At 68.9% G+C, this 25,281-nt stretch carries 26 protein-coding genes and 1 tRNA gene; 15 read left to right on the top strand and 12 right to left on the bottom strand.

From position 1 onward, the window contains the following. Positions 1-85: 85 nt before the first annotated feature. Positions 86-907 (top strand): thioesterase family protein, encoded by an 822-nt coding sequence (locus ACFV4K_RS12500; RefSeq protein ID WP_379274405.1) that lies wholly within the window; start codon positions 86-88, stop codon positions 905-907. Between the two features lie 56 nt (positions 908-963). Next, a complete protein-coding gene (locus ACFV4K_RS12505; RefSeq protein WP_379274406.1) occupies positions 964-1,713 on the top strand; it encodes a ZIP family metal transporter in 750 nt (249 codons plus the stop codon). Positions 1,714-1,722: 9 nt separating this feature from the next. Here ACFV4K_RS12505 and ACFV4K_RS12510 read toward each other — a convergent pair whose 3' ends face one another. Continuing rightward, complete coding sequence (locus tag ACFV4K_RS12510; RefSeq protein ID WP_379274407.1) at positions 1,723-2,478, bottom strand: EI24 domain-containing protein; 756 nt, start codon at positions 2,476-2,478, stop codon at positions 1,723-1,725. Positions 2,479-2,534: 56 nt separating this feature from the next. On the opposite strand from ACFV4K_RS12510, the gene ACFV4K_RS12515 reads away from it, so the two are divergent. Further along, on the top strand, positions 2,535-3,182 hold the full coding sequence (locus ACFV4K_RS12515) for an NUDIX hydrolase (protein WP_379274408.1): 648 nt from the start codon (positions 2,535-2,537) through the stop codon (positions 3,180-3,182). A gap of 2 nt (positions 3,183-3,184) precedes the next feature. Here the strand turns inward: ACFV4K_RS12515 and ACFV4K_RS12520 are convergent, their stop codons facing one another. Continuing rightward, positions 3,185-4,063 (bottom strand): LysR substrate-binding domain-containing protein, encoded by an 879-nt coding sequence (locus ACFV4K_RS12520; protein WP_379274409.1) that lies wholly within the window; start codon positions 4,061-4,063, stop codon positions 3,185-3,187. Between the two features lie 169 nt (positions 4,064-4,232). Between ACFV4K_RS12520 and ACFV4K_RS12525 the strand changes: the two genes are divergently transcribed. The 4 genes from ACFV4K_RS12525 to ACFV4K_RS12540 are packed head-to-tail and all read left to right on the top strand — an operon-like array spanning position 4,233 to position 8,063. Next, positions 4,233-5,432, top strand: coding sequence for an MFS transporter (locus ACFV4K_RS12525; protein ID WP_379274410.1), 1,200 nt, complete (start codon positions 4,233-4,235; stop codon positions 5,430-5,432). Between the two features lie 16 nt (positions 5,433-5,448). Continuing rightward, positions 5,449-6,369, top strand: coding sequence for a LysR family transcriptional regulator (locus ACFV4K_RS12530; RefSeq protein WP_379274411.1), 921 nt, complete (start codon positions 5,449-5,451; stop codon positions 6,367-6,369). After that, positions 6,366-6,512 (top strand): hypothetical protein, encoded by a 147-nt coding sequence (locus ACFV4K_RS12535; RefSeq protein WP_379274412.1) that lies wholly within the window; start codon positions 6,366-6,368, stop codon positions 6,510-6,512. Before ACFV4K_RS12530 ends, ACFV4K_RS12535 begins: the two co-directional genes overlap by 4 nt. A 21-nt stretch (positions 6,513-6,533) precedes the next feature. After that, the gene (locus ACFV4K_RS12540) at positions 6,534-8,063 is read left to right on the top strand and encodes an FAD-dependent monooxygenase (protein WP_379274413.1); all 1,530 of its coding nucleotides are present in this window, start codon (positions 6,534-6,536) and stop codon (positions 8,061-8,063) included. Between the two features lie 49 nt (positions 8,064-8,112). Here the strand turns inward: ACFV4K_RS12540 and ACFV4K_RS12545 are convergent, their stop codons facing one another. The 4 genes from ACFV4K_RS12545 to ACFV4K_RS12560 all read right to left on the bottom strand — a co-directional run bounded on the left by ACFV4K_RS12545 (position 8,113) and on the right by ACFV4K_RS12560 (position 10,795). After that, positions 8,113-8,682 carry a hypothetical protein gene (locus ACFV4K_RS12545; RefSeq protein WP_379274414.1) on the bottom strand — a complete coding sequence of 190 codons (570 nt, stop codon included), beginning with the start codon at positions 8,680-8,682 and terminating at the stop codon, positions 8,113-8,115. Between the two features lie 122 nt (positions 8,683-8,804). Beyond that, positions 8,805-9,203, bottom strand: coding sequence for a PPOX class F420-dependent oxidoreductase (locus ACFV4K_RS12550; protein WP_379274415.1), 399 nt, complete (start codon positions 9,201-9,203; stop codon positions 8,805-8,807). Between the two features lie 105 nt (positions 9,204-9,308). Then, a complete protein-coding gene (locus ACFV4K_RS12555) occupies positions 9,309-9,917 on the bottom strand; it encodes a hypothetical protein (RefSeq protein WP_379274416.1) in 609 nt (202 codons plus the stop codon). Continuing rightward, positions 9,914-10,795, bottom strand: coding sequence for a hypothetical protein (locus ACFV4K_RS12560; RefSeq protein ID WP_379274417.1), 882 nt, complete (start codon positions 10,793-10,795; stop codon positions 9,914-9,916). Before ACFV4K_RS12560 ends, ACFV4K_RS12555 begins: the two co-directional genes overlap by 4 nt. A gap of 258 nt (positions 10,796-11,053) precedes the next feature. Here ACFV4K_RS12560 and ACFV4K_RS12565 point away from each other — a divergent pair, with 258 nt between their 5' ends. The 3 genes from ACFV4K_RS12565 to ACFV4K_RS12575 are packed head-to-tail and all read left to right on the top strand — an operon-like array spanning position 11,054 to position 14,453. After that, the gene (locus ACFV4K_RS12565; protein ID WP_357090559.1) at positions 11,054-11,791 is read left to right on the top strand and encodes a VWA domain-containing protein; all 738 of its coding nucleotides are present in this window, start codon (positions 11,054-11,056) and stop codon (positions 11,789-11,791) included. A gap of 8 nt (positions 11,792-11,799) precedes the next feature. Further along, entirely contained in the window at positions 11,800-13,320 is a 1,521-nt protein-coding gene (locus tag ACFV4K_RS12570; protein WP_379274418.1) for a protein phosphatase 2C domain-containing protein, read from the top strand. 11 nt (positions 13,321-13,331) lie between these two features. After that, entirely contained in the window at positions 13,332-14,453 is a 1,122-nt protein-coding gene (locus ACFV4K_RS12575) for a hypothetical protein (RefSeq protein ID WP_379274420.1), read from the top strand. A gap of 29 nt (positions 14,454-14,482) precedes the next feature. Here the strand turns inward: ACFV4K_RS12575 and ACFV4K_RS12580 are convergent, their stop codons facing one another. The 4 genes from ACFV4K_RS12580 to ACFV4K_RS12595 all read right to left on the bottom strand — a co-directional run bounded on the left by ACFV4K_RS12580 (position 14,483) and on the right by ACFV4K_RS12595 (position 19,863). After that, the gene (locus tag ACFV4K_RS12580) at positions 14,483-15,895 is read right to left on the bottom strand and encodes a serine/threonine-protein kinase (RefSeq protein ID WP_379274422.1); all 1,413 of its coding nucleotides are present in this window, start codon (positions 15,893-15,895) and stop codon (positions 14,483-14,485) included. An 88-nt stretch (positions 15,896-15,983) separates the two neighbouring features. Continuing rightward, a complete protein-coding gene (locus ACFV4K_RS12585; protein ID WP_379274423.1) occupies positions 15,984-16,208 on the bottom strand; it encodes a hypothetical protein in 225 nt (74 codons plus the stop codon). Positions 16,209-16,253: 45 nt separating this feature from the next. Then, complete coding sequence (locus tag ACFV4K_RS12590; protein WP_379274425.1) at positions 16,254-18,866, bottom strand: AAA family ATPase; 2,613 nt, start codon at positions 18,864-18,866, stop codon at positions 16,254-16,256. 130 nt (positions 18,867-18,996) lie between these two features. Next, positions 18,997-19,863: an IclR family transcriptional regulator gene (locus ACFV4K_RS12595; RefSeq protein WP_379274427.1), complete on the bottom strand. Its 867-nt coding sequence runs from the start codon at positions 19,861-19,863 to the stop codon at positions 18,997-18,999. A 191-nt stretch (positions 19,864-20,054) separates the two neighbouring features. On the opposite strand from ACFV4K_RS12595, the gene ACFV4K_RS12600 reads away from it, so the two are divergent. The 5 genes from ACFV4K_RS12600 (at position 20,055) to ACFV4K_RS12620 (ending at position 23,844) form a co-directional block, all read left to right on the top strand. After that, positions 20,055-20,276: a YdeI/OmpD-associated family protein gene (locus ACFV4K_RS12600; protein WP_379274429.1), complete on the top strand. Its 222-nt coding sequence runs from the start codon at positions 20,055-20,057 to the stop codon at positions 20,274-20,276. A gap of 232 nt (positions 20,277-20,508) precedes the next feature. Then, positions 20,509-20,988, top strand: a complete 480-nt coding sequence (locus ACFV4K_RS12605; RefSeq protein ID WP_379274431.1) for a hypothetical protein — start codon at positions 20,509-20,511, stop codon at positions 20,986-20,988. A 244-nt stretch (positions 20,989-21,232) separates the two neighbouring features. Continuing rightward, positions 21,233-21,655 (top strand): DUF4870 domain-containing protein, encoded by a 423-nt coding sequence (locus tag ACFV4K_RS12610; protein WP_379274432.1) that lies wholly within the window; start codon positions 21,233-21,235, stop codon positions 21,653-21,655. Between the two features lie 85 nt (positions 21,656-21,740). Continuing rightward, positions 21,741-22,385, top strand: coding sequence for a transglutaminase family protein (locus ACFV4K_RS12615; RefSeq protein WP_379274434.1), 645 nt, complete (start codon positions 21,741-21,743; stop codon positions 22,383-22,385). A gap of 40 nt (positions 22,386-22,425) precedes the next feature. Further along, positions 22,426-23,844, top strand: a complete 1,419-nt coding sequence (locus ACFV4K_RS12620; RefSeq protein WP_379274436.1) for a serine/threonine-protein kinase — start codon at positions 22,426-22,428, stop codon at positions 23,842-23,844. Between the two features lie 7 nt (positions 23,845-23,851). Here ACFV4K_RS12620 and ACFV4K_RS12625 read toward each other — a convergent pair. Beyond that, a tRNA-Lys gene (locus ACFV4K_RS12625) sits at positions 23,852-23,927 on the bottom strand. Between the two features lie 109 nt (positions 23,928-24,036). Continuing rightward, positions 24,037-25,281 (bottom strand): biotin/lipoyl-containing protein (locus ACFV4K_RS12630; protein WP_379274437.1); only part of this gene is annotated, 1,245 nt, incomplete at its 5' end.

The raw sequence follows: 25,281 nt of genomic DNA on the forward strand, positions 1-25,281 counted from the left end.
GCCCGCTGATCGGGACGCGCGCCTTCCCTCGCGTTTCTGACACGTGTTCTAATTTGGAAGATCATCACCAGGTAGGGGAGGCATCATGACCGCGTTCTTCACTCGGGAGGACGGTCGCTACACGGCGACCCGCATGGCGGTCAGCGCCTGGTCTTCCAGCCAGCTCGCGGGCACCGCCGTCTGCGGGCTGCTGGCCCACGAGCTCGAAACCCACAGCCCCGGCCCGGAGTTCGTGCCCGCCCGTTTCACGGTCGACATGTTCAGCCCCGTCCTGAACGAGCCGATCGAACTGCACAGCTCGATCGCGCGCGACGGCAACCGCATTCGCGTGGTCGACGCCTCGATCGTCCAGCAGGACCAGGTCCGGGCCCGCGCGACCGTCCAATTCCTGATCGCCGCGGCCGAGCCGCCCGGCGAGATCTGGCAGCCCACCCGGGACCTGCCGGTCCCCGACCAGCGGCTCGACCGTCCCGAGGGCGCGCCGCCGCTGTTCAAGTCCGGATCCGCCGACTGGACCCACGATTTCGCCTCCGGTGTGAATCCGCACCGCAAGGCCGCCTGGAACAATGTCCCGCCCCTGATCGCGGGCGAGCCCATCACCCCGTTCGAGCGCGCGGCCTTCGCCGCCGACACCACCAACCTGGTGTGCAACTGGGGCACCGCGGGCGTCGGCTACATCAACACCGATGTGACCATGACCCTCTCGCGCCTGCCGGAGGGCCCGGAGATCGGCGTGCACGCCCGGGATCACGTGTCCGCGAACGGTATCGCGGTCTCCACCGCCACCCTCTACGACCGCACGGGCGCGCTGGGCGTGTGCACCATCACCGCGCTGTCCAATGCCCGCCGCATGGTCGACATGGCGGCGTTCGCCGAAGCGCAGTCCCTGCCCGTCGTCACGAGCTGAGTCGCCCATCGGCCGGTCGCGCACCCTCGGGCCGGATCCGGTGGTAGTCACTGGACATGGGCACTGTGGTCGAGGCGGGTGGCTGGGGGCTGCTCGCGGGAGCGGCATTGGTGATGGGCGCGGGTCTGGGCTACCTGGTCCAGGTTCCCGCCAAGCTGGTGGCGACCATCATGGCGTTCGGCAGCGGGGTACTGCTGTCGGCGGTCTCGTTCGAATTGATCGACGAGGCGCACGCGCGCGGCGGCCTGGCTCCCACGGCTGTCGGCGCGCTGGCCGGGGCCGTGGTGTACACCGGCGCGAACAGCGCGCTGGCTCGCCGTGGCGCTCGGCATCGCAAACGGTCCGGTGATCAACAGCCTTCGGAGGCGGATCAGGAAGGGTCGGGCACCGCGATCGCGTTGGGCGCGCTGCTCGACGGCATCCCGGAATCGATGATCATCGGTGTGGGCATCGCCTCCGGCGGCGCGGTCAGCGTCGCGACCGTCGCCGCGGTGTTCATCAGCAATATCCCCGAGGGGCTGTCCAGCGCGACCGGCATGCGCCGCGCGGGCCGCACTCCCGGCTACATCTTCGGCCTGTGGGGCGGCATCGCCGTGCTCAGCGCGGCGGCGGCCATGTTCGGTTTCACCCTGTCCGACGTGCTGTCCGCGTCCGTCCTGGCCGCGATCATCGCGCTGGCGGCGGGCGCGATCCTGACCATGATCGCCGACACGATGATTCCCGAGGCCTTCGAAAACGCCCACCTGGTCACGGGTTTGGTCACCGTCGCCGGATTCCTCACCGCCTTCGCCCTCTCGACCCTGTGAGCGGCGGGGTCAGACCCGGGTCGGTTCCCCCAGCAGCTGGCGGCTCAGCAGCGTGGCCCCGGCGACGGCTCCGGGCATGAGGAACACGGCCACCACCGGGATGAGGAACGCCGCGGCGAGCGGTGCGCCGAAGCCCCAGGCGACGGTCTTGCGGGACCGCAGCATGGCCATCTGCTGGTTCAGGTGCGCCCCGCGCCGTTGCAGCGCAACCGAAGTCAGTTCCTGGGTCAGGAAGAACCCGGTGACGAACACCGCCAGGACAGGAATCACTGTCTGCCCGATGACGGGCACGAACCCGAGCACGAACAGCAGCACCGCCCACAGCATGGCTCGCACCAGGATTCGAGCGCTGTCCCGCACGGATATCCACAGCTCGACCCACCAGGCCAGCCCTGATTCCGGGGCGCTTCCGTCCGGCGAGACCGACCGGTCGACCCGCTCGGAGATCACGTCGTAGAACGGCGATCCGATCAGCAGGGTCACCGCGGTGAAGGTCAATGCCGCCACCAGCACCGCCAGCGCGATCAACGCCACCATCAGCGCCCCGCGGAACAACCCCAGCCAGGGACTCGGCCACCCGTCCGCGAACGGCGTCAGCGTCTCCGTCACGTCCCCGCCCCAGGTGATCACCCCGACCAGCGCCGCCCCGTAGATCACCAGCGTGATCAGCGCGGGCACCAGCCCCAGCCCGTACTCCCGGCGATGCCGAGCCACCCACCGCTGCCCCGCCAAGAACTGGGCAAATCCCATCCCGAAATCGCGCATGCCGGAACGATACTGGCTGCTTGACGCTGCCCGCCGCCGCGATCTAGGTTCGGCGAATGGCCGTCGATCAAGATCGCAGCGGATACCGCTGGAACGACGTGCCCGCGGATCGGTTGCGGGCAGCGGTCGCCGAGGCGATGGACGCGTTTCCCCGCCGGACCGTCGACCCGGAGGACCGCAAGCCCGCGGCGGTCCTGATCGCGATCGTCGATCGCGGTGCGGAGCAGGGCATTTGGCTGACCGAGCGGGCGCCGAGCCTGCGCGCCCACGCCGGCCAGCTGGCCCTCCCCGGCGGCAGACTCGACCCGGGTGAGGACCCGCAGGCCGCCGCCTTGCGCGAGCTCCACGAGGAACTGGGCATCGCCCTGCCCCGATCGGCCGTCCTCGGCCTCCTCGACGACTACCCGACCCGCTCCGGCTACATCATGACCCCCGTCGTGGCCTGGGTCGCCGATCCGCCGGCTCTCGCCCCGAACCCCGCCGAAGTGGCTTCCGTGCACTGGATCCCACTCGTCGAACTCGACGTGGACCCACGCTTCGCCACCGTCCCCGGTTCCGACCGCCCCACCATCCAGCTCCCGCTGCTCGGCGGCCACCTGCACGCCCCCACCGCCGCGATCCTGCACCAGTTCCGCGAAGTGGCCCTGCACGGCCGCGCGACCCGCGTCGACCACTTCGACCAGCCCCGTTTCGCCTGGGAGTAGGCCTAGTCGCCGCGTAGATCGGTGAGGACCTGGGCGAGGGCGCGGATGGGCTCGGTTTCCGCGTCGGCGCGCCAGCAGAGGTGGTAGGTGATGGGCGGGATGTCGGGGATGGGGATGAAGCGGACGTGCGACATCTTCCAGAATTCGGTGACGTGGGCCGGGAAGGAATGGATGATGTCGCCGTTGATGACCCATTCGATGAGGTCGTCGACATTGGTGACCGGGCGGAGGCGGTTGATCGGGCGTCCGGACGGCGTGGTGAAGGGGAGGTAGGTCTCCTCCCATTCGCGGGCGTTGCCCGGCGGCATCGAGTGCAGGTAGTCGGGGTAGTCCTCGATCGACACCGTGTCGCGATCGGCCAGTGCGTGGTCGCAGCTGACGGCCATCACCTGGCTGTCGCTGAAAAGGGCTGGGCCGACGGTGATGTCGTCGGGGGCTGGGCCCCAGACGGCGATCACGTCGTAGTCGCCGTTGCGCAGGGACCCGAAGACGTCGGTGTAGGGGAGTCGGTGGACCTGGAGCTCCCACTGCGGGTGGCGGGCGCGGAATTCGTTCCAATAGCGATGGAACTCGGGGATGTTGAACGGCAGCAGGGCCAGTTTCAGGACCGCGGTGTGCCCGCGGGCGGCTTGCTTGGCGCGCCGCACACTGCGTTCCAATCCCTCGAACAAGGGGCGCAGGTCGTCGCGTAGTTGCTCGCCGACCGAAGTGAGTCGCACCGTGCGATTGGTGCGTTCGAACAGCAGCGCGCCGATCTGCCGCTCCTGCTTCTTGATCGCCTGCGTGATGCGCGCCGGAGTGACATTGAGTCGCTCGGCGGTCCGGCCGAAGTGCAGTTCCTCGGCCAGCGTCAAGAAGATCTCGATCTCGCGCAGCTCCACGGAATCCCCGTCTCGTTAACTCCGCGGTTAATGCGGCATTGCTGGTTCTGTCGTTGTTCGGCGGTGGCCGGGCGACCACTCTAGTACGTGAGCCCCTGACGTCCGGTGTGAGCAGGGGTTCCGTCTCGGCGACCGGTTCGGTCGCGATCCCCTTGTGAGGAGTTGTTGAATGACGTCCGTTGTCGGTTCTCCGACATCCGATTCGGTGGCGGAACGGGTTCCGCTGCACCGGTGGCTCGGGGTCGGGGCGGTGGCGCTCGGGACCTTCGCCATGGTGACTTCCGAGCAGTTGCCGGTGGGTCTGCTGACCTCGGTCAGCGATGCGCTGGGTGTTTCCGAGGGCACCGCGGGGCTCATGGTGACCGTGCCCGGCCTGGTGGCGGCGGCCACGGCGCCGGTACTGCCGGTGGCGATCGGGCGGCTGGATCGGCACGTCGTGCTGCTCGGCCTGATCAGCCTGATGGTGGGTGCGAACGTGTTGTCCGCGTTCGCGCCGAGTTTCGGGTTGCTGCTGGCGTCGCGCTTCGTGATCGGCATCGCCATCGGCGGCTTCTGGGCGCTGGCCGCGGGAATCGCGGTGCGCATGGTGCCCGGCGAGTACGTGCCGCGCGCCACCGCCATCGCCTTCGGTGGGGCGACGGCCGCCAATGTGCTGGGTGTCCCGGCGGGCACGCTGCTCGGTGAATTGACCGACTGGCGGATCGCTTTCGGGGTGCTCGGCGGGCTCGGGCTGCTGGTGGTCGTGGCGCTGCTCGCGCTGCTGCCGCCTTTGCCCGCGACCGAGCCGGTGCGGTTGCGCACGTTGGCCGAGCAGTTCCGCAATCCGGTGGTGCGGGCCGGGGTACTGGTCACGTTCCTGCTGGTGAGTGGGCATTTCGCGGCGTTCACGTTCGTGAGCCCGATCCTGCGGGACGTGGCCGGGGTGGATCCGGCGGTGGTGGGTCCGGCATTGCTGGGGTTCGGAATCGCCGGGATCGTCGGCAATTTCGTCACCGGAGCCGCGGCGGGGCGCAGTATCCGCGTGGCGCTGATCATCATCAGCGTGGCGTTGGCGAGCGTGCTGGTGCTGGTCGCGCTGGTCGGCCACTCCACGGTCACCGGGTTGGGTCTGCTGCTGGTGTGGGGTCTGACCTTCGGCGGTATCCCGGTGGGTGTGCAAACCTGGATTCTGCGTGCCGCACCGGATTCCACCGAGGCGGCCAGTGCGTTGAACACCGCCATGTTCAATCTGGCGATCGCGTTGGGCGCGTTGTTCGGTGGCCTCATCGCCGACAGTCTGGCTCTCACGGCGGTGCTGTGGTTCGGTGCCGTGCTGAGCGGTCTTGCCGCGCTGACGGTTTCGCTGACCCGGTCGCCGCGGGATGTCTGACCCAGCGGATCGGCTGTTGGACCGCCGGCCCCGCTCGGCGCTGCCGGAGTTGAACATGCGTCAGCTCGAATCGTTCCAGGCGGTCGCGGAGGAGGGCAGCATCACGCGGGCGGCGGCCCGGCTGCACACCACCCAGCAGACGTTGTCCGCGCAGATCAAACAGCTGGAGCGGGCGCTGGGAGTGATTCTCCTGGTGCGAGACTCTCGAGGGGTGAGTCTCACCGCGGCCGGTGAGATCTTCGCGGATGGCGCGAAAACCATGGTGGCAGGGTTGATGGAGTTGTCCGCGCGCATGAATACCGTTGCGGAGCAGTCGATCAACCAGCTGCGGGTGGTGTGCTGCCCCCGTTCGACCGCGTCGTTCCTGATCCGGATCGCCGACCGGCTGGAGGCGGCCGATCCCGGGCTGCGGGTGGTGCTGGTGAGTGTCCGGTCGATGCCGGAGAGCCTGCGTGAACTCGAGTCGGGCGGGGCGGACGCGGGCCTGATGTGGCTACCGATCGACGGAAACCGCCTGCGTTACAGCGTGATCGGGCAGGACTCGTGGGTGGCGGTGCTCGCGCGCGAGCACCGGCTCGCCGGGCGGGAGCGGCTGCCGCTGGCCGACCTGGCCGCGGAGACCCTGGTGCTCCCGGCCATCTTCCTGTCCGATCCGGCCGAACGGTATTGGGCCGCCGCCCTGCGACCCGCCGCCGGGCGTCCGGAGCCGACGGTCCTCGACACCGCGGACGGGCCGATCGTCACCGCCCGGCGGCAAGGCGTCTGGCTCGCGCCGGAGTCCCTGGGCCGCCGCTACGCCGACCCCGCCACCAGCGTGGTCCCGATCACCGACGCGCCGCCCATCGACGCGGCGGTGGTCTGGACCGCGCGGGCGTCGGAACCCCTGGTAACCGAATTGATCCGCGCCGTGCGCGCGGCCGTGGAAGAGAGCTCATGACCTGGCGTTCCAAATCCTGTTTGTACCAGGTACCCGAAACCTCGGAACCGGTCGTCGATGAGGACCCTGTCCTGGACCCGACACGGCCCGCCTCGAACGGCTACAGCAAGACCGCGGGCGAAGTCCCGCTCGCCACCGACTGATACGAAAGGCACTGAACGACAATGGGTGTGGAAACCGACGTCGTCATCGTGGGAGCGGGCCCGACCGGCCTGATGCTGGCCGGTGAACTCCGCCTCGCGGGCGTCCGGGCCGTGGTCCTGGAACGCCACCCGCGACCCCGGCAGACCCCGAAGGCCAGTGGCCTAGGCGGCCGGATCCTGGATGTCCTGCACTATCGAGGTCTGCTGGAGCGATTGGAAGCGGCCGCCGAGGGCGGCTACCCGCCGCCGCGATTCCCGTTCGGCGGTGTCCATCTGGACCTGACCGGCCTCGCCGATCCGCCGATGCGGGCGTTGTCCATCGCCCAGCACGCCATCGAGCGCGTCCTGGGCGAGCATGCCGATGAACTCGGCGCGGAGATCCGCCGCGGCCATGAGGTGACCGGGCTGAGTCAGGACGACTCGACCGTCACCGCCGACGTGCGCGGCCCGGACGGCGATTACCGGGTGACCGCCCGCTACCTGGTGGGCTGCGACGGCGGCCGCAGCCCGATCCGCACGATGGCCGGAATCGACTTCCCCGGCACCACCTTCTCGGAGGTCAACCGGCTGGCCCAGGTCACCGTCCCCGAATCGGTGACGGTCCTGCCCAACGGTGACCTCGAGATCCCCGGAACCGCCACGGTCCGTTCCGGTTTCACCCGCACCGAGCACGGCATATTCGCCGTGGCAGCCCACGGCGGCGTCCTCTATCTCCAGTCCACCGAGGACGACCCTGCCGACTACGACAGCGACGACCCGCTGACGATGCCCGAACTGAGCGCCAGCATCCGCCGCGTCCTCGGTTTCGACCTGCCGCTGGGCGAGCCGACCCGTCTGTCCCGCTATGTCTTCCAGGACCGCCAAGCCGAAAACTACCGCGCCGGACGAGTCTTCCTGGCGGGCGACGCTGCCCACCTCTTCCCAGCCACGGGCACCGCGCTCAACTGCGGCCTCTCCGACACCGTCAATCTGGCCTGGAAACTCGCCGCGGCAGTACAGGGTTGGGCCCCCGGCCCGCTGCTCGACACCTACCACACCGAACGCCACTACGCGGGTGCCCGAGCCCGCCTCCAAACCCGCGCCCAGGTGGCCCTGCGCCGAGGCGGCGACCCCGCCGCCGAAGCCCTCCGCGACGTCCTCGCCGAACTCCTCACCGACGCCCCCGCGGCCCACCGCCTGGGCGCCCTCGTCGGCGGCACCGACCTCCGCTACCCGACCCCCGAAACCGACGCACTGACCGGTACTTTCGCCCCGAACCTCACCCTCCACACCGGCCCCGACGCCATCACCGTCGCCGAACTCATGCACACCCCCCGCCCGGTCCTCCTGGACCTGGCCGACCGCCCCGAACTCCGAGAAATCGCCGAACGCTGGCCCCTCCGAGTCGACATCATCACCGCCAAAACCGACAACCCACCCGCCGACGCCCTCCTGATCCGCCCCGACGCCTACATCGCCTGGGCAGCGGATTTCGCCCAACCCGCCGAATCCGCCACCTCCGCCCTCCACCGGGCCCTGTCGACCTGGTTCGGCGCCCCGATGACCCACTGAAACGCGTCATGCCCCGGCAAATGATTGCCGGGGCATGACGAGGGCTCGGTCAATAGTTCCAGGGGCCGGGTCGACCCGGACCGGGGGAGGGCGGCGTGCTCTCCGGGGCGGAGCGGAAGTAGGTGCTCGATTGTGTACCCCACCAAAGGATTACGATCGCCAGATCGATCACCCAGCTAAGGGAGTTGATGACGATCGTGGGCACGGTGCTGCTGTCCGACGTTATCGAGAACAGAATGCTGAGCGTGTCCACGCCGAACAGGACCGTTCCGGTGATCCGCGCCCAGTTCTTCCCGGCACGGCTCGCGAACGCAATCCAGATCCACAGCACAACGGTGATCACCGAGATCGCAAACCCGATACCGATGCCGATGGTGACGATGGTCTCGAGCGTGCTGCCGGTCAGACTGCCAGCTTCCATTTCCCGCGCTTCCCGGCGAATCTCCGGTAGCAGGGTCGCGCCGTACACCATCCCGACGACCGTCAGTACGGCATTGGTCAGCATCAGGTAGTACGCATACATCACGGTCCGAGGTGGTTCGGCCGATTGGAATGGCCCACCCCTGAACGGATCGTAAGTCTCCGGGTTCGGATGGGACTGAAACTGCTCGCTGGTCACGTCGACTCACTCTCGAACTCCCGGACCCACCGGGGCGATCCACCCCCGATGAACCGCGAGTGGATCGTACCGACCCAGCCCGCGTCCCGCCGGGCGGCGAGGGGATCGCTTCCGCCGCCTGATTACTCGGCGCGGCGGCTGGTGAAGTCGAAGGAGGCGCCGTCGATGCCCCAGGAGATGATGCGTTCGGGGTGGATGCGGATGATGGCGCGTTCCTGGACCGGGAACGGGGGATCGATGTCTTCGATCGTCTCGGCCGTGCCGCGTACCTCGATGCCGCGAATTTCGTACGGGTCCAGCGAAACCTGTTCGTCGACAACGAACGACACGCGGCTGCCGGCCTGGATATTGCGGTACTTTCGAGTGGCAACCATTCGCATGCCGCCGATATCGATGGTGCCGTCGGCGTTGACCCGGTAGCTGGTCGGGTTGTTCTGCACGACCCCGTCGGGCGACACCGTGGCCAGTCGGCCGAGCCCGGCCTCAGCGAGGAACTTCTGTTCATTGATGGTGAAGCTCATGGCGATTACTCCTCGTCGGTTACCTTGAATCTAGCAGCGCTAGATTATGAAGCAAAGGTAGCATCGATCTCATGGCCTGTCTAGCGTTGCTAGATCTTCGGATCACTACCGCGGGCGGGGAGTACCGGTTCGTGGGCTCGGGCCCGAGAGGGTTATCGGGCGACGGAGGTCGAAGGCCCCCGAGGTCTGGAATGTGTGGTCCCGCACCAGGATCGGCCCGAGGTCCGGTGTGCCGATCGATACGGTCGCGGTGCAGTCACCGGGGCCGAGTTCGACCAGTCTGCCGCCGCGGACGGTCGCCTCGAGCGGCAGCACGCGCAACGAGATGTCGACCGTGATCTCGAATCGGCTGACCTGCTGGTCGTCCACGTAGACCTCGAGGGCCGGGTGATAGGTGTGCGAGATTTCGTGTTCGAGCAGCGGGACCTTCTCGGAAACACCGCCGCGGCGGGTGCGATCCGCGGCGCGGAGCAACCTGTCGTAGCGGCACCAGCCCTCCACCGCGACCTGGGCCAGGCTGATATTGAGCAAGCCGTCGATCGCCTGGGCGATCTCGGCGAGGGCCGCCGTGCGCAGCGGCTCGGTGATCGCGATCGCTCCGCGCAGCGCGATGCGGTCGATTCCGCTGGAACGCAGGTAGTTCGCGAGGTCGTCGGCGGCGGGCGCCGAGTAGCCGAGCGCCACCGTCCGGGCCGAGATCAACGGGGTGGTCATCGTGACAGCTCCCTCACGAATACGTCGGGTGTGCCGAGGTGCATGCGGACGTGGACGGTGAGCGGACGTGTCGGACGGCCGATCTCGCGAATGCCCGTCTGCGGGTTCATATCCGGTGAGACGGACACCCGGACCGCCGGCTGACGGGCCGGCGCCCGATGCGGTGGCTGCCGGTAGAGCTGTTGCGGGGCGGCGGGTCGGCGGCGCCGGACAATCACGGAGGTCAGGGCGATTCCGGCCACGGCGACGACGCCGATCACGGCTGCCGGCACGACCGGTGGGGTGGATTCCGGCGCGTCCGCGTCGGTCGAGGTTGGCGGAGTCGCTATTTCGACGTGCGGTGTCGTTCCGACATGGTTGCCGCCCGTGGGCCCGTTCGACACGGGTGGATCCACGGGCGCCGCTTGGATGGTGATGGGCGCGCTGCGGGTGATGGTGTCCGAGCAGCAGGGCGCCGCATACCCGGGTGCCGTTGTTCGCACATTCATGTAGGTGCAGGTGGCGGTGACTGTCTGCGGCCCGAGTGGCACTTGATCGGAAACGGCGAGGCGGGTGGTGAAGGAGTAGTTCGTCACCTTCGTGGTGATGCTGCTCGACCAACTCGTGGTCAGTGTGAGATCGCTGGTGCAGACCCAGTTGTCGCCGGAAACGGAGATCGTGGTTCCACGCCGCGCGGTCGCCGGGACGATGAGCGACGGGCCCGGTCCGTCGTGGGTGCCGCCGCCCTGGGGTGGCACCGAAGGAGAGCTGGGAGTCGTTGTCGGAGCCGCGATCGCGACCGAGCCGGTGCCCACGCACAGCAGGACCGCGACGACGGCGAGCAGCAGCCGGGCACCGTCGAGGCATCGGTGGCGGCGGTGCGAGTTCGCCTGTGGCATCGAGGGTCCTCCCTGGCCGGTTCACGGCCATGACCCATGGTGGGCCGGTCCCTGTTCGGATACGGGGGTAGTGCGCTACCTCATTTCCGGTGCCTGCCGGTCGGCACGGATCGGTTCGGGCTGGAGTAGTCGCCGTCCCGAAATCGAGTAGTCCGCTACCTCCGCCGCCGTCGGTGATCGGGGGCATGGTCGACGAAGAGGCGCGCCGAGTGGCGCGGGAAGGCGACTCGGGCATGAGGCCGTGGCGGCGGTGGTGTGATGCGTAGCGAATCTCGTTTCGGGGTGACCCAGGCCGGTGTCAGCGCCCGCCGGGTGTTCCCGTTCTACATCGTGTGCGACGTCTCGCGGTCGATGTGGGATCCGGATTTCAATCCGGGACAGCCGATCACGCCCTTGGACACCATCGAGCAGTCGTTGCCCGACATGCTGGGTGTGCTCGCGGACGACCCGACCACCTACGACACCGCGCATCTGAGCGTGATCGCGTTCGGTGATTCCCCGGTCCCGGTGCTCCCGTTGACCCCACTGCGGTCCGATCCGGCGCTACCGCGCCTGCCCAGGCAGGGCTCGACCGATTACGCCCAGGTGTTCTCGTTCCTGAACCGGATGCTCCGCGATGATCAGCAGCGTTTCGCCCGCGCGGGACTGCAGTCCTACACGCCGGTCGTGTTCTTCCTGACCGATGGGAATCCACAGGTCAACGGCCAGTTGCAGCGGGACGAGGTGTGGTTGCCGGTCCGGCACGCGCTGGAGGCGCCGGGTCATCCGTTCCGGCCGGTGGTGGTGGCCCTGGGCATCGGTGAGGTCACCGAGGGCACGGTGCGGCAGCTGCGGTCGATCGACCCGGTCGGTGCGGCCTGTGTGGCGACGGGCGGCGTGGCGCCGGGAGATCTGTTGCGCGCCATCATCAACAGCATCAAGTTCTCGATCAGCAGCAGCGTGGGACAGGGAGCGTTCCTGTTCCGCACGCCCGCGGGAATGCGGCGGCTGGAGTGAGGAATTCGATGACTCGGCCGAGGCGTCCCGGTCTGCGGCGGCGATTCGCGCGGGTGCACACAACGTCGCTGGTGGTGCTGGTCGCGACGATCGGCTTCTTCCTGGTGGCGCTGATCGTCCAGTGGCTCGGTGATTCCTCGCCGAAACCGGTGGACCAGAGCGCCGTATCCGCGGCGGCGAGTCGCCCGCCGGTCAGCGGTTGCCCGGCCGGCTCGGTGCCGCCCGCGGGGTCCCCCGAGAGCAATCCGAACGGCCAGCCTTCGACGACCACAGCGGCGGGCGAGATTCAGGGGCTTCCCGGCGGCGTTGTGGGACTGCTCTTTCCGAATCCGAACAGGGCGGATAGACCGCCCAACGGCCGTGATGTGCCGTGCGTGACACTCGGAATCAGCTCTACGCAGAAGAACCCGGCCGCGTATCTGAGCCGAACGGGCAACAACGGAGACGTGATGCTCGTGCTGGCGGACCCGCCGCGCACCGCGGACCGAGGGCTGCTCCCGGCGGCGCTGGTGGCCGCCGCGGCCGCCCTGATGACAGGAGGGGCGGTAGCGGTGTTGTCCGCCATCGGTGAACGGAGACCGGCTCCGGCCGCCGGTCCCCTGCCGGGGGAGACCCCGCGGCCTTCCACGGCCGAAACGCCACCGGTCGCCAAGGCCGCCCGGCCGGTCGAGTTGGCGGCGGTCACCACCTCCGGTGTCAGCGGACTGACCGTGGATCGCGGTCGAAGCGGAAGTTTCGAGGTCTATGCCGCGACCCAGGTCGGATTGCAGCACGCCCGAACCGGGCACACCCGCGAGGACGCCTACGCCATCGGCGGTGCACCGGAACACAATTGGGTCTTCCTGGCGGTCGCGGACGGCCTCGGTTCCGCGGAGAATTCGCATGTCGCGGCGCAGAGGGCGTGTCGCGTCGCTATCGAAGCCCTGCACAAGCGCGTGCCCGGGTACCGCCCCGGAGATGTGACCGCGCAGTGGTCCGCGCTGGCGCGCGACGTCGCCGTCGAGGTCGCGCGCAATCTGGGCGCCGAGGACCTCACCCGGTTGGCGGCCGAGATCGGCTATCGCGATCCGCACGGCACCGCCGAGGGCAAGCGAACCTCGATTCCGGCCTGCACCTTGACCTTCGCCGCGCTGGGTCCGGTGGGTCCCGGCGGCTATCCGATGCTGTGGGCGGCCGTCGGCGACTGCGACGCGCTCACCGTCGACCTCGGTACCGGGGCGATGAGCTGGCTCACCCGCAACGACACCAAGTCCGGCGGCCGGGTCAGCAATGTCACCGCGTCGCTGCCGCGCAATGCCGACTGCATGGTCACCGGCACCGAAGTGTTGTCCGGCCGGCGCATGGTGGTGCTGGCGAGCGACGGTATGGCGGACGCGATTCGACTGGTGCCGCAGCAGTTTTCGTCGATCCTCCCGGAGCTCGCGGGCCCCGCGCCGGCCGAGCACGTCTTCGCCGAGATCGTCGGTTTCCAGCTGCCGGGCCTGCACGACGACCGGACGATCGTCGCGGCCTGGCCGGTCGGCCGATAGCCGGGGTGTCGATGACTGCGGCCGAATCCACCGATGGCCAGGCGTGGTACCGACTGCGCAGCCTGCGCCTGGATCCCGGTGGGCCGCTGGGGGAGGGCGGCGCGGCGGAGATCTGGCGGTGCACGGTGCCGGATCGGGACCACCTGGTATTCAAGCGATTCCGGGATGAGGCCCGCGCCGACCTGGACGGCGACCGGTTGCGGCAATTGGTGGCCTGGCCGCGGCGGCTGGCCCCCGAGGACCGCGAACGACTGCTGGCCCGGTGCGCGTGGCCGAGCGCCGTCGTCACCGACGGCGCGGAGATCGTCGGCGTGGTGCTGCCCGAGGCCCCGGCCATGTACTTCCACGATCCCGGAAACGGCTGGAAGCCGAGGCATTTCACCCGGTTGGCGGTGCCGGAGCAGGTGGCGACGCGGCGCGGATTCGAGTACTACGACTTCCCGCACAAGCTGGCCAGGCTCGGGCGACTGCTCGGTGATCTGGACTTCCTGCACGACAACGGGATCGTGATCGGCGATCTGCAGCCGAACAATATTCTCGTCACCGGCGCCGCGCCCGCCGGGCAGTCGGTCATGACCGAGAACTACTTCCTGGACTGCGACTCGTTCCTGATCGACGGCCACTCCGCGATGCCGAATCTGGATCCGCTGCCCTGGCGGCCGCAGTACGCGAACGGGGACGGCTTCACGCCGACCACCGACCTGTTCAAGTTCGCGCTGCTCACGATCCGGTGCCTCGCGGAGGATCTGGCGGCCGACCGGATCGACTACGGGCGCTTCGGCCAGCTGCTGCCGATGTCGGATTTCGAAGCCATCGATGCCCTGCTGACCTCGCCGGCACCGGCGCTGACCTCGGCCGACCTGCGCTCGCTGGCGCGGGCCTGGCAGTCGGTGGTGCGTCCGGACGGGGGGACGTTCCGGCGCACCGACACGGTGCTGCTCGAACGCTGGTCGCCCGCCATGCGCGTCGCGCATCTCGCGGAGATGACCACGGTGGCGGAACCTGTTGCCGCAGCCCAGGATCTGCCGGTCGAGGCTTCCGACCGGGCGTCGAAGCTGGTGCCGGTTCTGCTGGCGGCGGCGCTGGCCGCCCTGATCATCCTCGTGGTGCTCGGGATCGCGATGCACGGCTGACGACCCGTCGCGACGCCGGAACGGCCGATTCAGTGGCCGGTGAGCAGCCGGAGCGCCACCACGACGCTCAGTACCCCGACGAGCAGCCCGGCCACGCCCACCAGGGTCGCGAGCCGGATTCGCTGCGGCGGTTCGGCATACGCCCGGCGGGCGTACACCCGCGCTCGGGTCGCCTGGATCAGCGCCGCTGGTCCGAACAGCAGGCCGAGCGGCGGGATCAGCGAAATCCAGGCCAGGGGAAGGTAGGTCGGCACCCGGCTGCGGCGTGCCCGCTGCCGTGATGCCGAGCCCGAACGGTCGGTGGCGTGTGAGGGCCGCAGCCGCTGGGACGGAATCGGCTGGGACGGATCGTCATCGGTGACGACGGTGGTCGGCACGGTCGCCGCGGGATCGGGTGCGGGTGGTCGCGGGTCGCCGTGCACCACGGTGGGGTCGGTGTGGACGACGGTGGGATCGGTGCGGCGAGCCGGATTCAGGAGGGTGGTGTGGGGGAGCGGAACCGGGACCGTGTCCGGTAGATCGGCGGGAGCGAGGTAGGTGAGCCACGGGTCGGCCGGCTCGGTCGGTTCGGAATCCCGTGGTCCGGAATCGATCACGACATGATCGGGCGGCGTGGCGGGCATCGGGCGGCGTGGCGAACTCGGCCGCGCGAAGGCCGTCACCAGATCCTCGGCGGTCGGCCGCAGTTCCGGATCCTTGCTCAGGCTGACCGCCAGCATTCTCTGGTACTTGCCGGACAGCCCGTCCAGATCCGGTGTGCCGCGCACGATCCGGACCATCACGGACGAGACGTTCTCGCCGTTGAACGGAATCCGGCCGGTCGCGGCGAAGGCGACGCACGTACCCCACGCGAAGATGTCGACCGGTGGCCCCGCGTCCCCGGCCCCGAACTGCTCCGGGGCCATCCACGCGATCGTGCCGATCACCACGCCGGGCGCGGTGATCCGAGTGCTGTCCGGTGTGAAGGCCAGCCCGAAGTCGATGATCTTCGGCCCGTCGAGGGTGAGCAGGATGTTGCCGGGCTTGAGATCCCGGTGCACCACGCCGGCCCGATGCACGGACGCGATCGCCTGTGCCAGTCCGGAGGTGAACTCGTCGAGTGCGCTGCCGGTGAGCGGCCCGCGGCGGGCCACCACGTCCTGCAGGGGTTCCCCGCCGACGAACGCGCTCGCCATCCAGGGCCGGGGCGCGTCGACGTCGGCGTTCACGACCTCGGCCACGAAGTCGCCGTGCACTCGGCGGGCGGCGGCCACCTCGTGCCGGAAGCGGGCGCGGAATTCGCGATCGTGCGCGAGTTCGGGCTTGGGCACCTTGATCGCGACGACGGTGCCGTCGGGCCCGAAACCCTGGTACACCACGCCCATCCCGCCGGCGCCGAGCCGTCCGTGCAGTACGAACGGCCCGATCCGGCCCGGATCGCCGGGCAGCAGCGGTCCTAGCACACCGCCTCGCTTTCGCCTCGTCCTGTGGCCCTCGGACGGGACCGACCTCATCCTGCGTGCCCGCGCAGTCGCGGGCTGGCGTAGTGCGCTACTCCAATTCCCAGGCCGTCTCCGTCGATCCGTCCGGTTGGAGCGCACACGTGAGTTTCGCCTCCGCGATATCCAGCAGCGGGACGAGTGCCTCGGGTTCGATGCCGAGGTATTCACAGATCAGGTCCGGTTCCACCCCGGCCTCGCGGAGCCGGAGCGCCAGCGAGTACGCGGTGGGCAACCGCCGGAGCGCGGCCTCGCGTGGGTCGACCGAATCGTTCACCGTTCGATGGTGCGCCCGGTCCGGCGGCACGCCTGGGGTAGTCCACTACGCCAATCCCGGCGTGGCGCCGACACTTCCGGTCTGGCGGCGGGCGGCGCGGTAGCGGTGCCCCTCCACCGTGCGGACCGAGACGTTCAGCTGGGCCGCGATCTCGCGGTTGGTGAGGCCTTCACCGACCAGCGCGATGATCTCCCGCTGCCGGTCCGTGCGGGTTGACCGGTCGTCGGCCGCGTTCAGAGCCGGTGTGGCGAAGGCGCATTCGTCGGCGAGCCGGTGTGCGCGCTCCAAGGCCGACATCGCCGATCCGCGCAGGCCACGGCGGCGGAAGACCGCCGCGGCCTGGGCTGCCACGTCGATCGCGGTGGCCCGGTCGCCGCCCGCCTCCGCGTCGGCCGCGCTGGCCAGCAGTCCTTCGCCGTCCCCGGCGGCCCAGGCCCGGGCGTGCGCGGCGGCGGTCCCGGCCCGGGGCCCGCCGACCAGGGTCGCGAGTTCGGTCAGGCGCGCGGCCGCGCCATGGTCGCCGAATCGGGTGGCGACCTGCAGGCAGACCACTTCCTGTGCGGGAGTGTGTAATTCGGCCGCGCGCCCGGCGGCGGCCCGAGCGGTGTCGACGGCTACGGTTCTGGCCCCCTGTGCGGCCGCGGTCCACGCCCGCGCCAGCAGCAGGGGCGGGTCGAGGATCGGGAACGGGTTCGGTTCGGCGGTCAGCTCGGTGAGTACTGCGTCGGCCTCGTCGGCGCGCCCCGACATGGCCAGCCCGGTGGCGAGGTCGATCCGAGAGTCGATGAGCCCGAACGCGTTCGAACCGTCGCGGGCGTACACGTCCACCGCCCGGCGTAGCGCGGGGACGGCGGTGCCGAGGCGGCCCGCGGCCAGATCGGCGTGGCCGCGGAGCTGCACGGCGAATCGGCCGAACAGCGCGGGGAGCCCCACGGTGCGGATCGCGATCTGCTCGGCGATCCGGTCGGCGGCCGCGAGCCGCCCGGCGAGCAGCAGCGCGCGCAGATGATGCCAGGTCAGGAAGAACACCAGCGGGGCCGCGGCGGCGGACCGGTTCAGCAGTTGCGCGCCGCGTTGGGCGACGGCGTCCGCCGCCGCGACGTCGCCGGTCGACGCGTGGATCGTCAACAGCGCGCACAGTCCGGTCAGACGAGCGAAGTCCGGGAGCTCCGGATGGTCCGGCAGACCGGCCACCGTATCCGCGGGGAGTCGGCCCGCCATGGCGTCGACTCCGGCCGCGAACGCGTCGAGCACGGGTGCGCAGGCGGCGGGGAGCTCGGCTCGGGCGGCGGCGAGAATCTCGGCGGCTCGGGCGGGTTCGCCGGCGCCGTAGGCCAGGTTGGCGGCCCGGCGCACGACCAGGTCGGCGGTTTCCCAGGGCCCGATGCCGATCTCGTCCGGATCCAGGTCGGCGACCAGGCTTTCCACCTTCTCCGGGGAGCCGATCAACTGGGTGGCCGACAGTTCGAGCAGGATCGCGTCGTAGCCGCCGCCCGCCACCCGCGCGGCTCCGGCGAGCCGGGCCGCGCCGGCACCGTCCAGCAGCTGCATCGCGGCGCCGGCGCCCGCGGTGAACAATCCGGAATCCGGTGGCAGATCGGAGTCCAGCGCCATGAGCGCCTGCCGGACCAGTGCGGTGGGCCCGTCGGCCGCGACCGTGCCGCCGGCCGAGGCGATCCGGCCGCGCAGGCGTCGCAGCCGAGCCGGGCTGGTGCGGTCCCGGCGAATCTCCCCGTAGAGGGGATGGCCCAGGAGCACCAGTTCGCGGCGGCCGGTGTGGTCGATGCGAACCAGTCCGCGGGCGAGCGCGAGATCCAACGCCAGTTCGTCGACGACGTCGACGAGGACGGTGGCGTCGACCGGTTCGCTGACCGCGACGCTGTCGACGACCAGCGCCAATTCCGGTGACAGCGAGCCCATCTGCGCGTCGATCAGTTCGCCGAGGGTGCCGGAGATCACCGGATTGCCGGTCCACACCGCTGATCCGGGCCGAGTCAGCAGCCGTCCGGCCTCCCGCTCCTGCTCGACCAGATGACGCAGGAACAACACATTGCCGCGCGTCAGCTGCCACAGCCGGTGTGCGGTGGGCGGATCCGGCGGCTGGCCGAGCACCCGGGCGACCAGCCGGTCGGATTCCTCGCGGGCCAGTGGCAGCACCTCGAGCCGCTCCACCCGTTCGTTCTTCCACAGGCCGACGACGGCGTCGGGGGCGGGTTGCCCGGAACGGACGGTGAGGACCAGGCGGGCGGCTCGGCGATCGACGAGCTGTTGCAGAACCAGCGCCGACAGATCATCGACCAGGTGGGCGTCGTCGACGCCGACGATCACCGGCCGATTCTCCGGGCTCGCGGACAGCGCGTTCACCACGGCGTGGACCTGTCGGATCGGGTCGGTGCCGGCGGTGGCGGGTACCCATTCGGCGAAGACGCCCAGCGGCAGTGACCGGGCCGAGGCGGTGGCGGCGGCCCAGCGCACCTCGTAGCGGCCGGAGAGCGTTTCGAGTAATTCCCTGGAGAGCCGGCTCTTGCCGACCCCGGACGCGCCCGCGAGCACGACCCCGGCTCGCGGGCCGCGTACCGCCGTTTGGGCGCGGCGCAGTTCCTCGGTCCGCCCGATCAGTGGCCAAACGGACTGCACCAGAGCGTTATCGGTCGTCATGGACACCGCGACCTCCCCCCGGATTCTCAGGTGTGGCGCACCGGCTTCCGTCGCCGCCGGTGGATCGGCGGTGAATTGCGCTGCGCAGCACGAGTATCGGCCGCACCGGGCGGCAGCGCACCACACCGTGTCATTCAGTGACTCGGGTAGCAGTGGGCAAGACGGGCCAGGTGTATCCGACCCCGGATCGGAGTCGTAGATAGGACGGCAGCGCCGTGGCGGGGTCCGGGACTCGTCCGACGACCTGGCGGATATCGCGTTCGAGACCGTCGGCTGATTTCGACAGCGCGGTTCGCAGGTCGGCGGCGGTCACCGAGTTCGTGCAGCCGGTGACACCCACCACGCCGGTGAGCCGACCCGCGTCGTCGCGCAATGCGGCCGCGGCGCACCGGTATCCGAGCGCGACCTGCTCCTGTTCCTCGGCGTATCCGGTGTCGTAGGCCTGTTTCAGCAGGTCGGTCATGGTGTGCCGATCGGTCACGGACTGCGGCGTCATCGGACTCCACCCGGTGGCCAGCACCCGGTCCGCGCGGTCCGGCGCGTGCGCGAACTGCAGCCGCCCCGAGGCGAAGAGCACCGCGCTGTTGCCGAACATCTCGAGATTGGGCCACCACCCGCGCTGCATGGCGGCCGCGTACCGCGGCCCGAAAGCGGCGCCGACCGTCACCAGGCTGCCATCGTGCACCGTCGCGTACCAGGCGATCTCGCCGCGTGAAACATAGTGCAGCTCTTGCAGATACGGCTGCACGGTCATCGGCATCCGCTGCTGGTAGGCGGACAGTAGACCCTGGTTCATCAGCCGTGACCCGGCCCAGTAGCCGTCCTCGGTGCGCACCAGCATGCCCCGCGCGACCAGGTCGTTGGCGATCCGCCGCACGGTGGGTTTCGGTATCCCGGTCCGCCGGGTCAGCTCGCGCAGCGGCAACGGTGCCGACGCGTCGGCGACCGCGTCCAGAATCGCGACCACCCGGCCGACCACCGTGTGATCATCGGTCATCTGCCGACTCCTCCCAGGTACGGACGACCATCGATCCGACTGTCGCACACACCGCCCCTGTTCTCAGGAAAACACAATCCAGCGGTGAGAGTTCCCGGCGCGGCGCGGGACGCAGCGGTTCGAGGCTCCGCGATGATCTTGGTGTAGGAAATGGGAGCGGCCATCGGAGCTGGAACAATGGGAGAACCACCATGAAGTTTCGAGCCATCGTCGAGCCACCAGAGCCCATGCGAGGCTTGGAAGTTCCATTCGAAGTGGTGGAAGCCCTCGACGCCGCCCCCCTCGCCCGCGCCGCCTACGACAACCTCTCCCACAGCCGCAAACGCGAACACGTCCACGTCATCGAAAGCGCCAAGAAGCCCGAAACCCGCCAACGCCGCATCGAGAAAGCCATCGCCACGTTGCGAGGCTGATCCGAAACGCGAATCAGCCAGCCGTGCAGAATCGTTCGGTGCGGAGTTGCCCTGCCCGCCAATGGGCGGATGGTTGGCCGTTCTCGGCATCTTCCGAGTGTTCGATCACCCAGAAGAGGTCGGGCATGTTGAAGCACAGGCTTTTCAATTCGTACGCGCAGGGCCTCGCGACGCGGTTACCGTCGGAGCGGCACTCAGGTGCCGGCAACGACACTCCAACGGGAAAGTACAGATGAAGCACATGAGTTGGGCCGCCGTCACGGCGGCCATGCTGGCTATACCGGTCGTCGCGGCGGCATCGGCGTCGGCCACGGTCGACAATGTGAATCTGACACAGGTCGACACCGGCATCGGAGGATGTGAAGGGGCAGGCAATACCTGCACGATCTTCGTGTCCACCAGCGGCGCGGACGCCTTGGCGCCGGTCACGGTCACCTTGGGCGGGCAGAATGTCGGCACGTTCACCCCGCAAGCCGGATCCACGGCCGGCACCGGGACCATCCAGTACGTCTATCGCTCGAAGCTGCCCGAAGGCGTCTACAGCCTCACCGCCACACAGGGTTCGTCGACCAAGTCCATGACCGTGCAGAACTGCGGCAGCCAGCCGACCGGCAGCTCCAGCGCCTCGGCCCAGTGCACCGGAAACGACATTCTCGGTGTTCTGATGATGCCGCTGATCATCCTCACCGGCTCCGGGCACACGCAACTCTGACCGCCGTTACACAGCAATGGTTTTCGTCCTGTCGGCGAGGTGGATCGAACCAGTGACCCTGTGACGGAGGTCTGAGCTGGCCTTCTGCTCCACTTTCGGTGCCTCTGAGTCAGGAAGCTGCTTGAAACCACTCGAGAATGGAGCAATAGGCCAGTCCGCCAGACAGCTCCACGAACACGAACCCACTCAGCCGTCCGCTGGCCTGTGACCTGCGGGTTCGGGGGGAAGTTGGGATCGGTAGGGGGTGGGGGCGGCTTTTACTTACGGCATGACATTTTCTCAGCCTTCCGCAAACCAGCCGCAGTCCACCGGGTTGGACAAGAAGACCAGTGCGATTCTGTCCTACGCGCTGGGGTGGGTCACCGGGGTCATCTTCCTGTTCGTGGGGAAGAAGGATCCGGATGTGAAATTCCATGCGTCGCAGTCGATCGTGTTCTTCGGGGCGGTGTCGGTGGTCAACTTCGTTCTGAGCATCGTCGGATCGCTGCTCGGGGCGCTGGGGATCATCTTCAGCCTCGCCGGGCTCGTGGTCGGACTCCTGGCGTTCGTCGTGTGGATCATGGCGATGGTTCAGGCCAACAACACCGGCGGTGTGCGTGCGCCGCTACCGATTGTCGGAAAGTTCATTGCCCCGTATGCCGATCAGCTGGCCAACTCGGTCAAGTAGCGGCGAAGATCAACGGCCCGAGGGGATCTCGGGCCGTTCGGCATTTTTCGGGGAAGGTTCGGGCGGGTGGCGCTCGAATTCGCCGGTGTCGTCGTCGAGTCCAGATGCCTACCTGGCAGGCGATTCGATCGTCGAGGTCGATCATCCGGCGGTGCGCGGGCTCGGGCGCGAGCTTCGAGCCGGCGACGACGAGGTCGAGTTTGCTCGGAGGGCGTTCGAGTGGGTGCGGGACAATGTCGCGCACCCCTACGATGCCCGCGATTCCCGGGTGACGTTGAGGGCGTCGGAGGTGCTCGAACAGCGGGTCGGGCTTTGTTATGCGAAGTCGCATCTGCTCGCGGCGGTGCTCCGCGGGGAGGGGATTCCCACCGCGCTGTGCTACCAGCGCCTGACGCGTGGTGACGGTCACGTGCTTCACGGTCTGGTCGCGGTGTACCTCGACGATGCTTGGCATCGGCAGGATCCGCGCGGCAACCGGGTCGATATCTCGGCCGAGTTCTCGCTGGGTGAGGAACGGCTGGCGTTTCCTGTGGACCCCCGGCTCGGCGAAGTCGACTATCCGGGGCTGTACCGCCGCCCAGCCCGATCCATCGTCGACGCACTGTCGAAGGCGACCGACATACTGGCCGTCTACGACGGGGGACTGCCGTCGGGTCTCATGGACGCAAGGGCGATCCGACCGTCTGATTGCGGCCTCCGTGGGCACCCGTATTCGAGTACGGTTGACTGACTCCGAATGTTGCTGGGGCACAGAACCGCTGGGAGCAGTCATGTCTTCGCTGGGACGACCGGGCTGGGTTCTCGGCGGCCGCTACCGGTTGATCGAGAAGCTGGGCAGTGGCGGATTCGGGACCGTCTGGAAGGCACGCGACGAGCGGTTACGTGTGGATGTCGCGGTGAAAGAAGTGCTGCTCCCGCAGGCCGAATCCAGCGCGCAGCACGCGGAGCGGGTCGCGCGGGCGGAACGTGAGGCCCGCAATGCCGGTCGGCTGCGCGATCATCCGAATATCGTCGGTGTCCTCGACGTCGTCACCGACAGCGGGACGCCCTGGATCGTCATGCGCCTGGTGTCCGGCCGATCATTGAAGCAGCGAATCGACAGCGACGGGCCGGTCGACGTCGCGGAAGCCGCCGCCGTCGCCGCCGCCTTGCTGGAGGCCCTGCGGGCCGCCCATGACGCCGGTGTGGTCCACCGCGATGTCAAACCGGGCAATATCCTGCTCGCCACCGGTGGCGAGGTGCTGCTCACCGATTTCGGAACCGCCCGCCATCACTCCGACCACACGCTGACCGCCAAGGAGGCGCTCATCGGTTCGTTCGAGTACATGGCACCCGAACGCGTCGACGGTGACGACACACCCGCCGGTGACCTGTACGCCCTCGGCGTCACGCTCTACCACGCGGTGGAAGGGGTTTCGCCGTTCCGTCGCGACACCATCCACGGAACCATGAAAGCGGTCATGTTCGGTGCGGTTCCGTCGCCGGTGCACGCCGGGCAACTCGGTCAGCTCATTACCCGGCTGATGGACAAACGGCCGGAGTCACGGCCGTCCATCCCGCACGCACTGGCCATGCTCACGGCCCCGGCACCGCCGGACCTCGCGCCGAAATCGGAAGTTCCCAAAGAAAATCCACGATCGGCGGGCTCCGGTCGGAGGCGTGGCGAGATCAGCCAGTTGCTGGCCCGGGCTCGTGATCATCAGAGGCGCGGCGACATCGGCGAAGCCGAACGGCTACTCCGCCGGGCGGCGGCCATGAACGACGCCCTCTCCATGTCCTTCCTGGCGCGACTCCTCGAAAACCGGGGCGCCCGAGCGGAAGCCGAACGCTGGTACCGGCGGGCCGCCGAGTGCGGCGAAACACTCTCGATGCTGACCCTGGGCCATATGTGCATGAAGACCGGTGACCTCAGCCAGGCCGCCTACTGGTACCGCCGCTACATCGACAATGGCCACATTCTCGGAAAGGTGCACCTGGCAACGGTTCATGAGGCCCGAGGCGAGGGCGACCGAGCCGAACTCCTGTACCGCGAGGTGGAACACGACGGCGACATGGTCGCGCTGAAAGCCCTGGGTGACCAATGGAAATCCCTCGGGCGCACCGACGCCGCGAAACGCGTATACCTCAAGTCCGCTCGAGCCGGCTACGCCCCGGCCCAGGACGCCCTCGGCGGTCTGACCTCGCGTTAGGTATTTCTGGTGCGCCATCAGGGACTCGAACCCCGAACCCGCTGATTAAGAGTCAGCTGCTCTGCCAATTGAGCTAATGGCGCTTGCTACTTCGTTGCGGGAAGGAACTTTAGCAGGGTGGGGCTGGAAGTGGAAACGGGTTTCGTGGGGAGGGGAGACGGCCCCGGCTGGGTGCCGGGGCCGTGCCCGGGGTTAGTTGATCTCGGCCAGGACGGTGCCCTGGGTGATGGCCGCGCCGGCCTCCACCGCGAGACCCGTGATGACACCGGCCTTGTGGGCGGTGACCGGGTTCTCCATCTTCATGGCCTCGAGCACCACGACCAGGTCGCCCGCCTCGACGGACTGGCCCTCTTCGACGGCCACCTTCACGACGGTGCCCTGCATCGGAGCGGTCACGGCGTCACCGGAGGCGGCACCCGCGCCCGCGCCACCGCGCTTGCGCGCCTTGGGCTTCTTGCGGACGACGCCCGCGCCGTTCGCGGACGCGGCGGCGCCGACCGAGAACTGACCCGGCAGCGACACCTCGAGGCGACGGCCACCGACCTCGACGACGACCTTCTGGCGCGGGGCCTGTTCGTCCTCTTCGATGGCGACAGCGCCGGTGTAGGGCTCGATCGGGTTGTCCCACTCGTTCTCGATCCACTTGGTGTAGACGTCGAACTTGGTGCCGTCGCCGATGAAGGCCGGGTTCTCGACGATGTGGCGGTGGAACGGGATGACGGTCGCGAGACCCTCGATCTGGAACTCGGCCAGCGCGCGAGCGGCACGCTGCAGCGCCTGCTCACGGTTCTCGCCGGTCACGATCAGCTTGGCCAGCATGGAGTCGAACTGACCGCCGATGACCGAACCCTCGACCACACCGGAGTCGACGCGCACACCGGGACCGGTCGGTTCGCGGTAGACGACGACCGGGCCGGGCGCGGGGAGGAAGCCGCGACCCGCGTCCTCACCGTTGATGCGAAACTCGAACGAGTGCCCGCGCGGGGTCGGGTCCTCGGTGATCGACAGCTCGTGGCCCTCGGCGATGCGGAACTGCTGACGCACCAGGTCGATTCCGGCGGTCTCCTCGGTGACCGGGTGCTCGACCTGCAGGCGGGTGTTCACCTCGAGGAAGGACACGGTCTCGCCCTGCACCAGGTACTCCACGGTGCCGGCGCCGTAGTAGCCGGCTTCCTTGCAGATCCGCTTGGCGGACTCGTGGATCTTGCCGCGCACCTCGTCCGACAGGAACGGGGCCGGGGCTTCCTCGACGAGCTTCTGGAAGCGGCGCTGCAGCGAGCAGTCACGAGTACCCGCGACGACCACGTTGCCGTGCTGGTCGGCGATGACCTGAGCCTCGACGTGGCGGGCCTTGTCCAGGTACTGCTCCACGAAGCACTCACCACGACCGAACGCCGCGATCGCCTCACGAGTCGCGGACTCGAACAGCTCCGGGAT

The organism is Nocardia sp. NPDC059764, assembly GCF_042732555.1.
Classification (GTDB): domain Bacteria; phylum Actinomycetota; class Actinomycetes; order Mycobacteriales; family Mycobacteriaceae; genus Nocardia.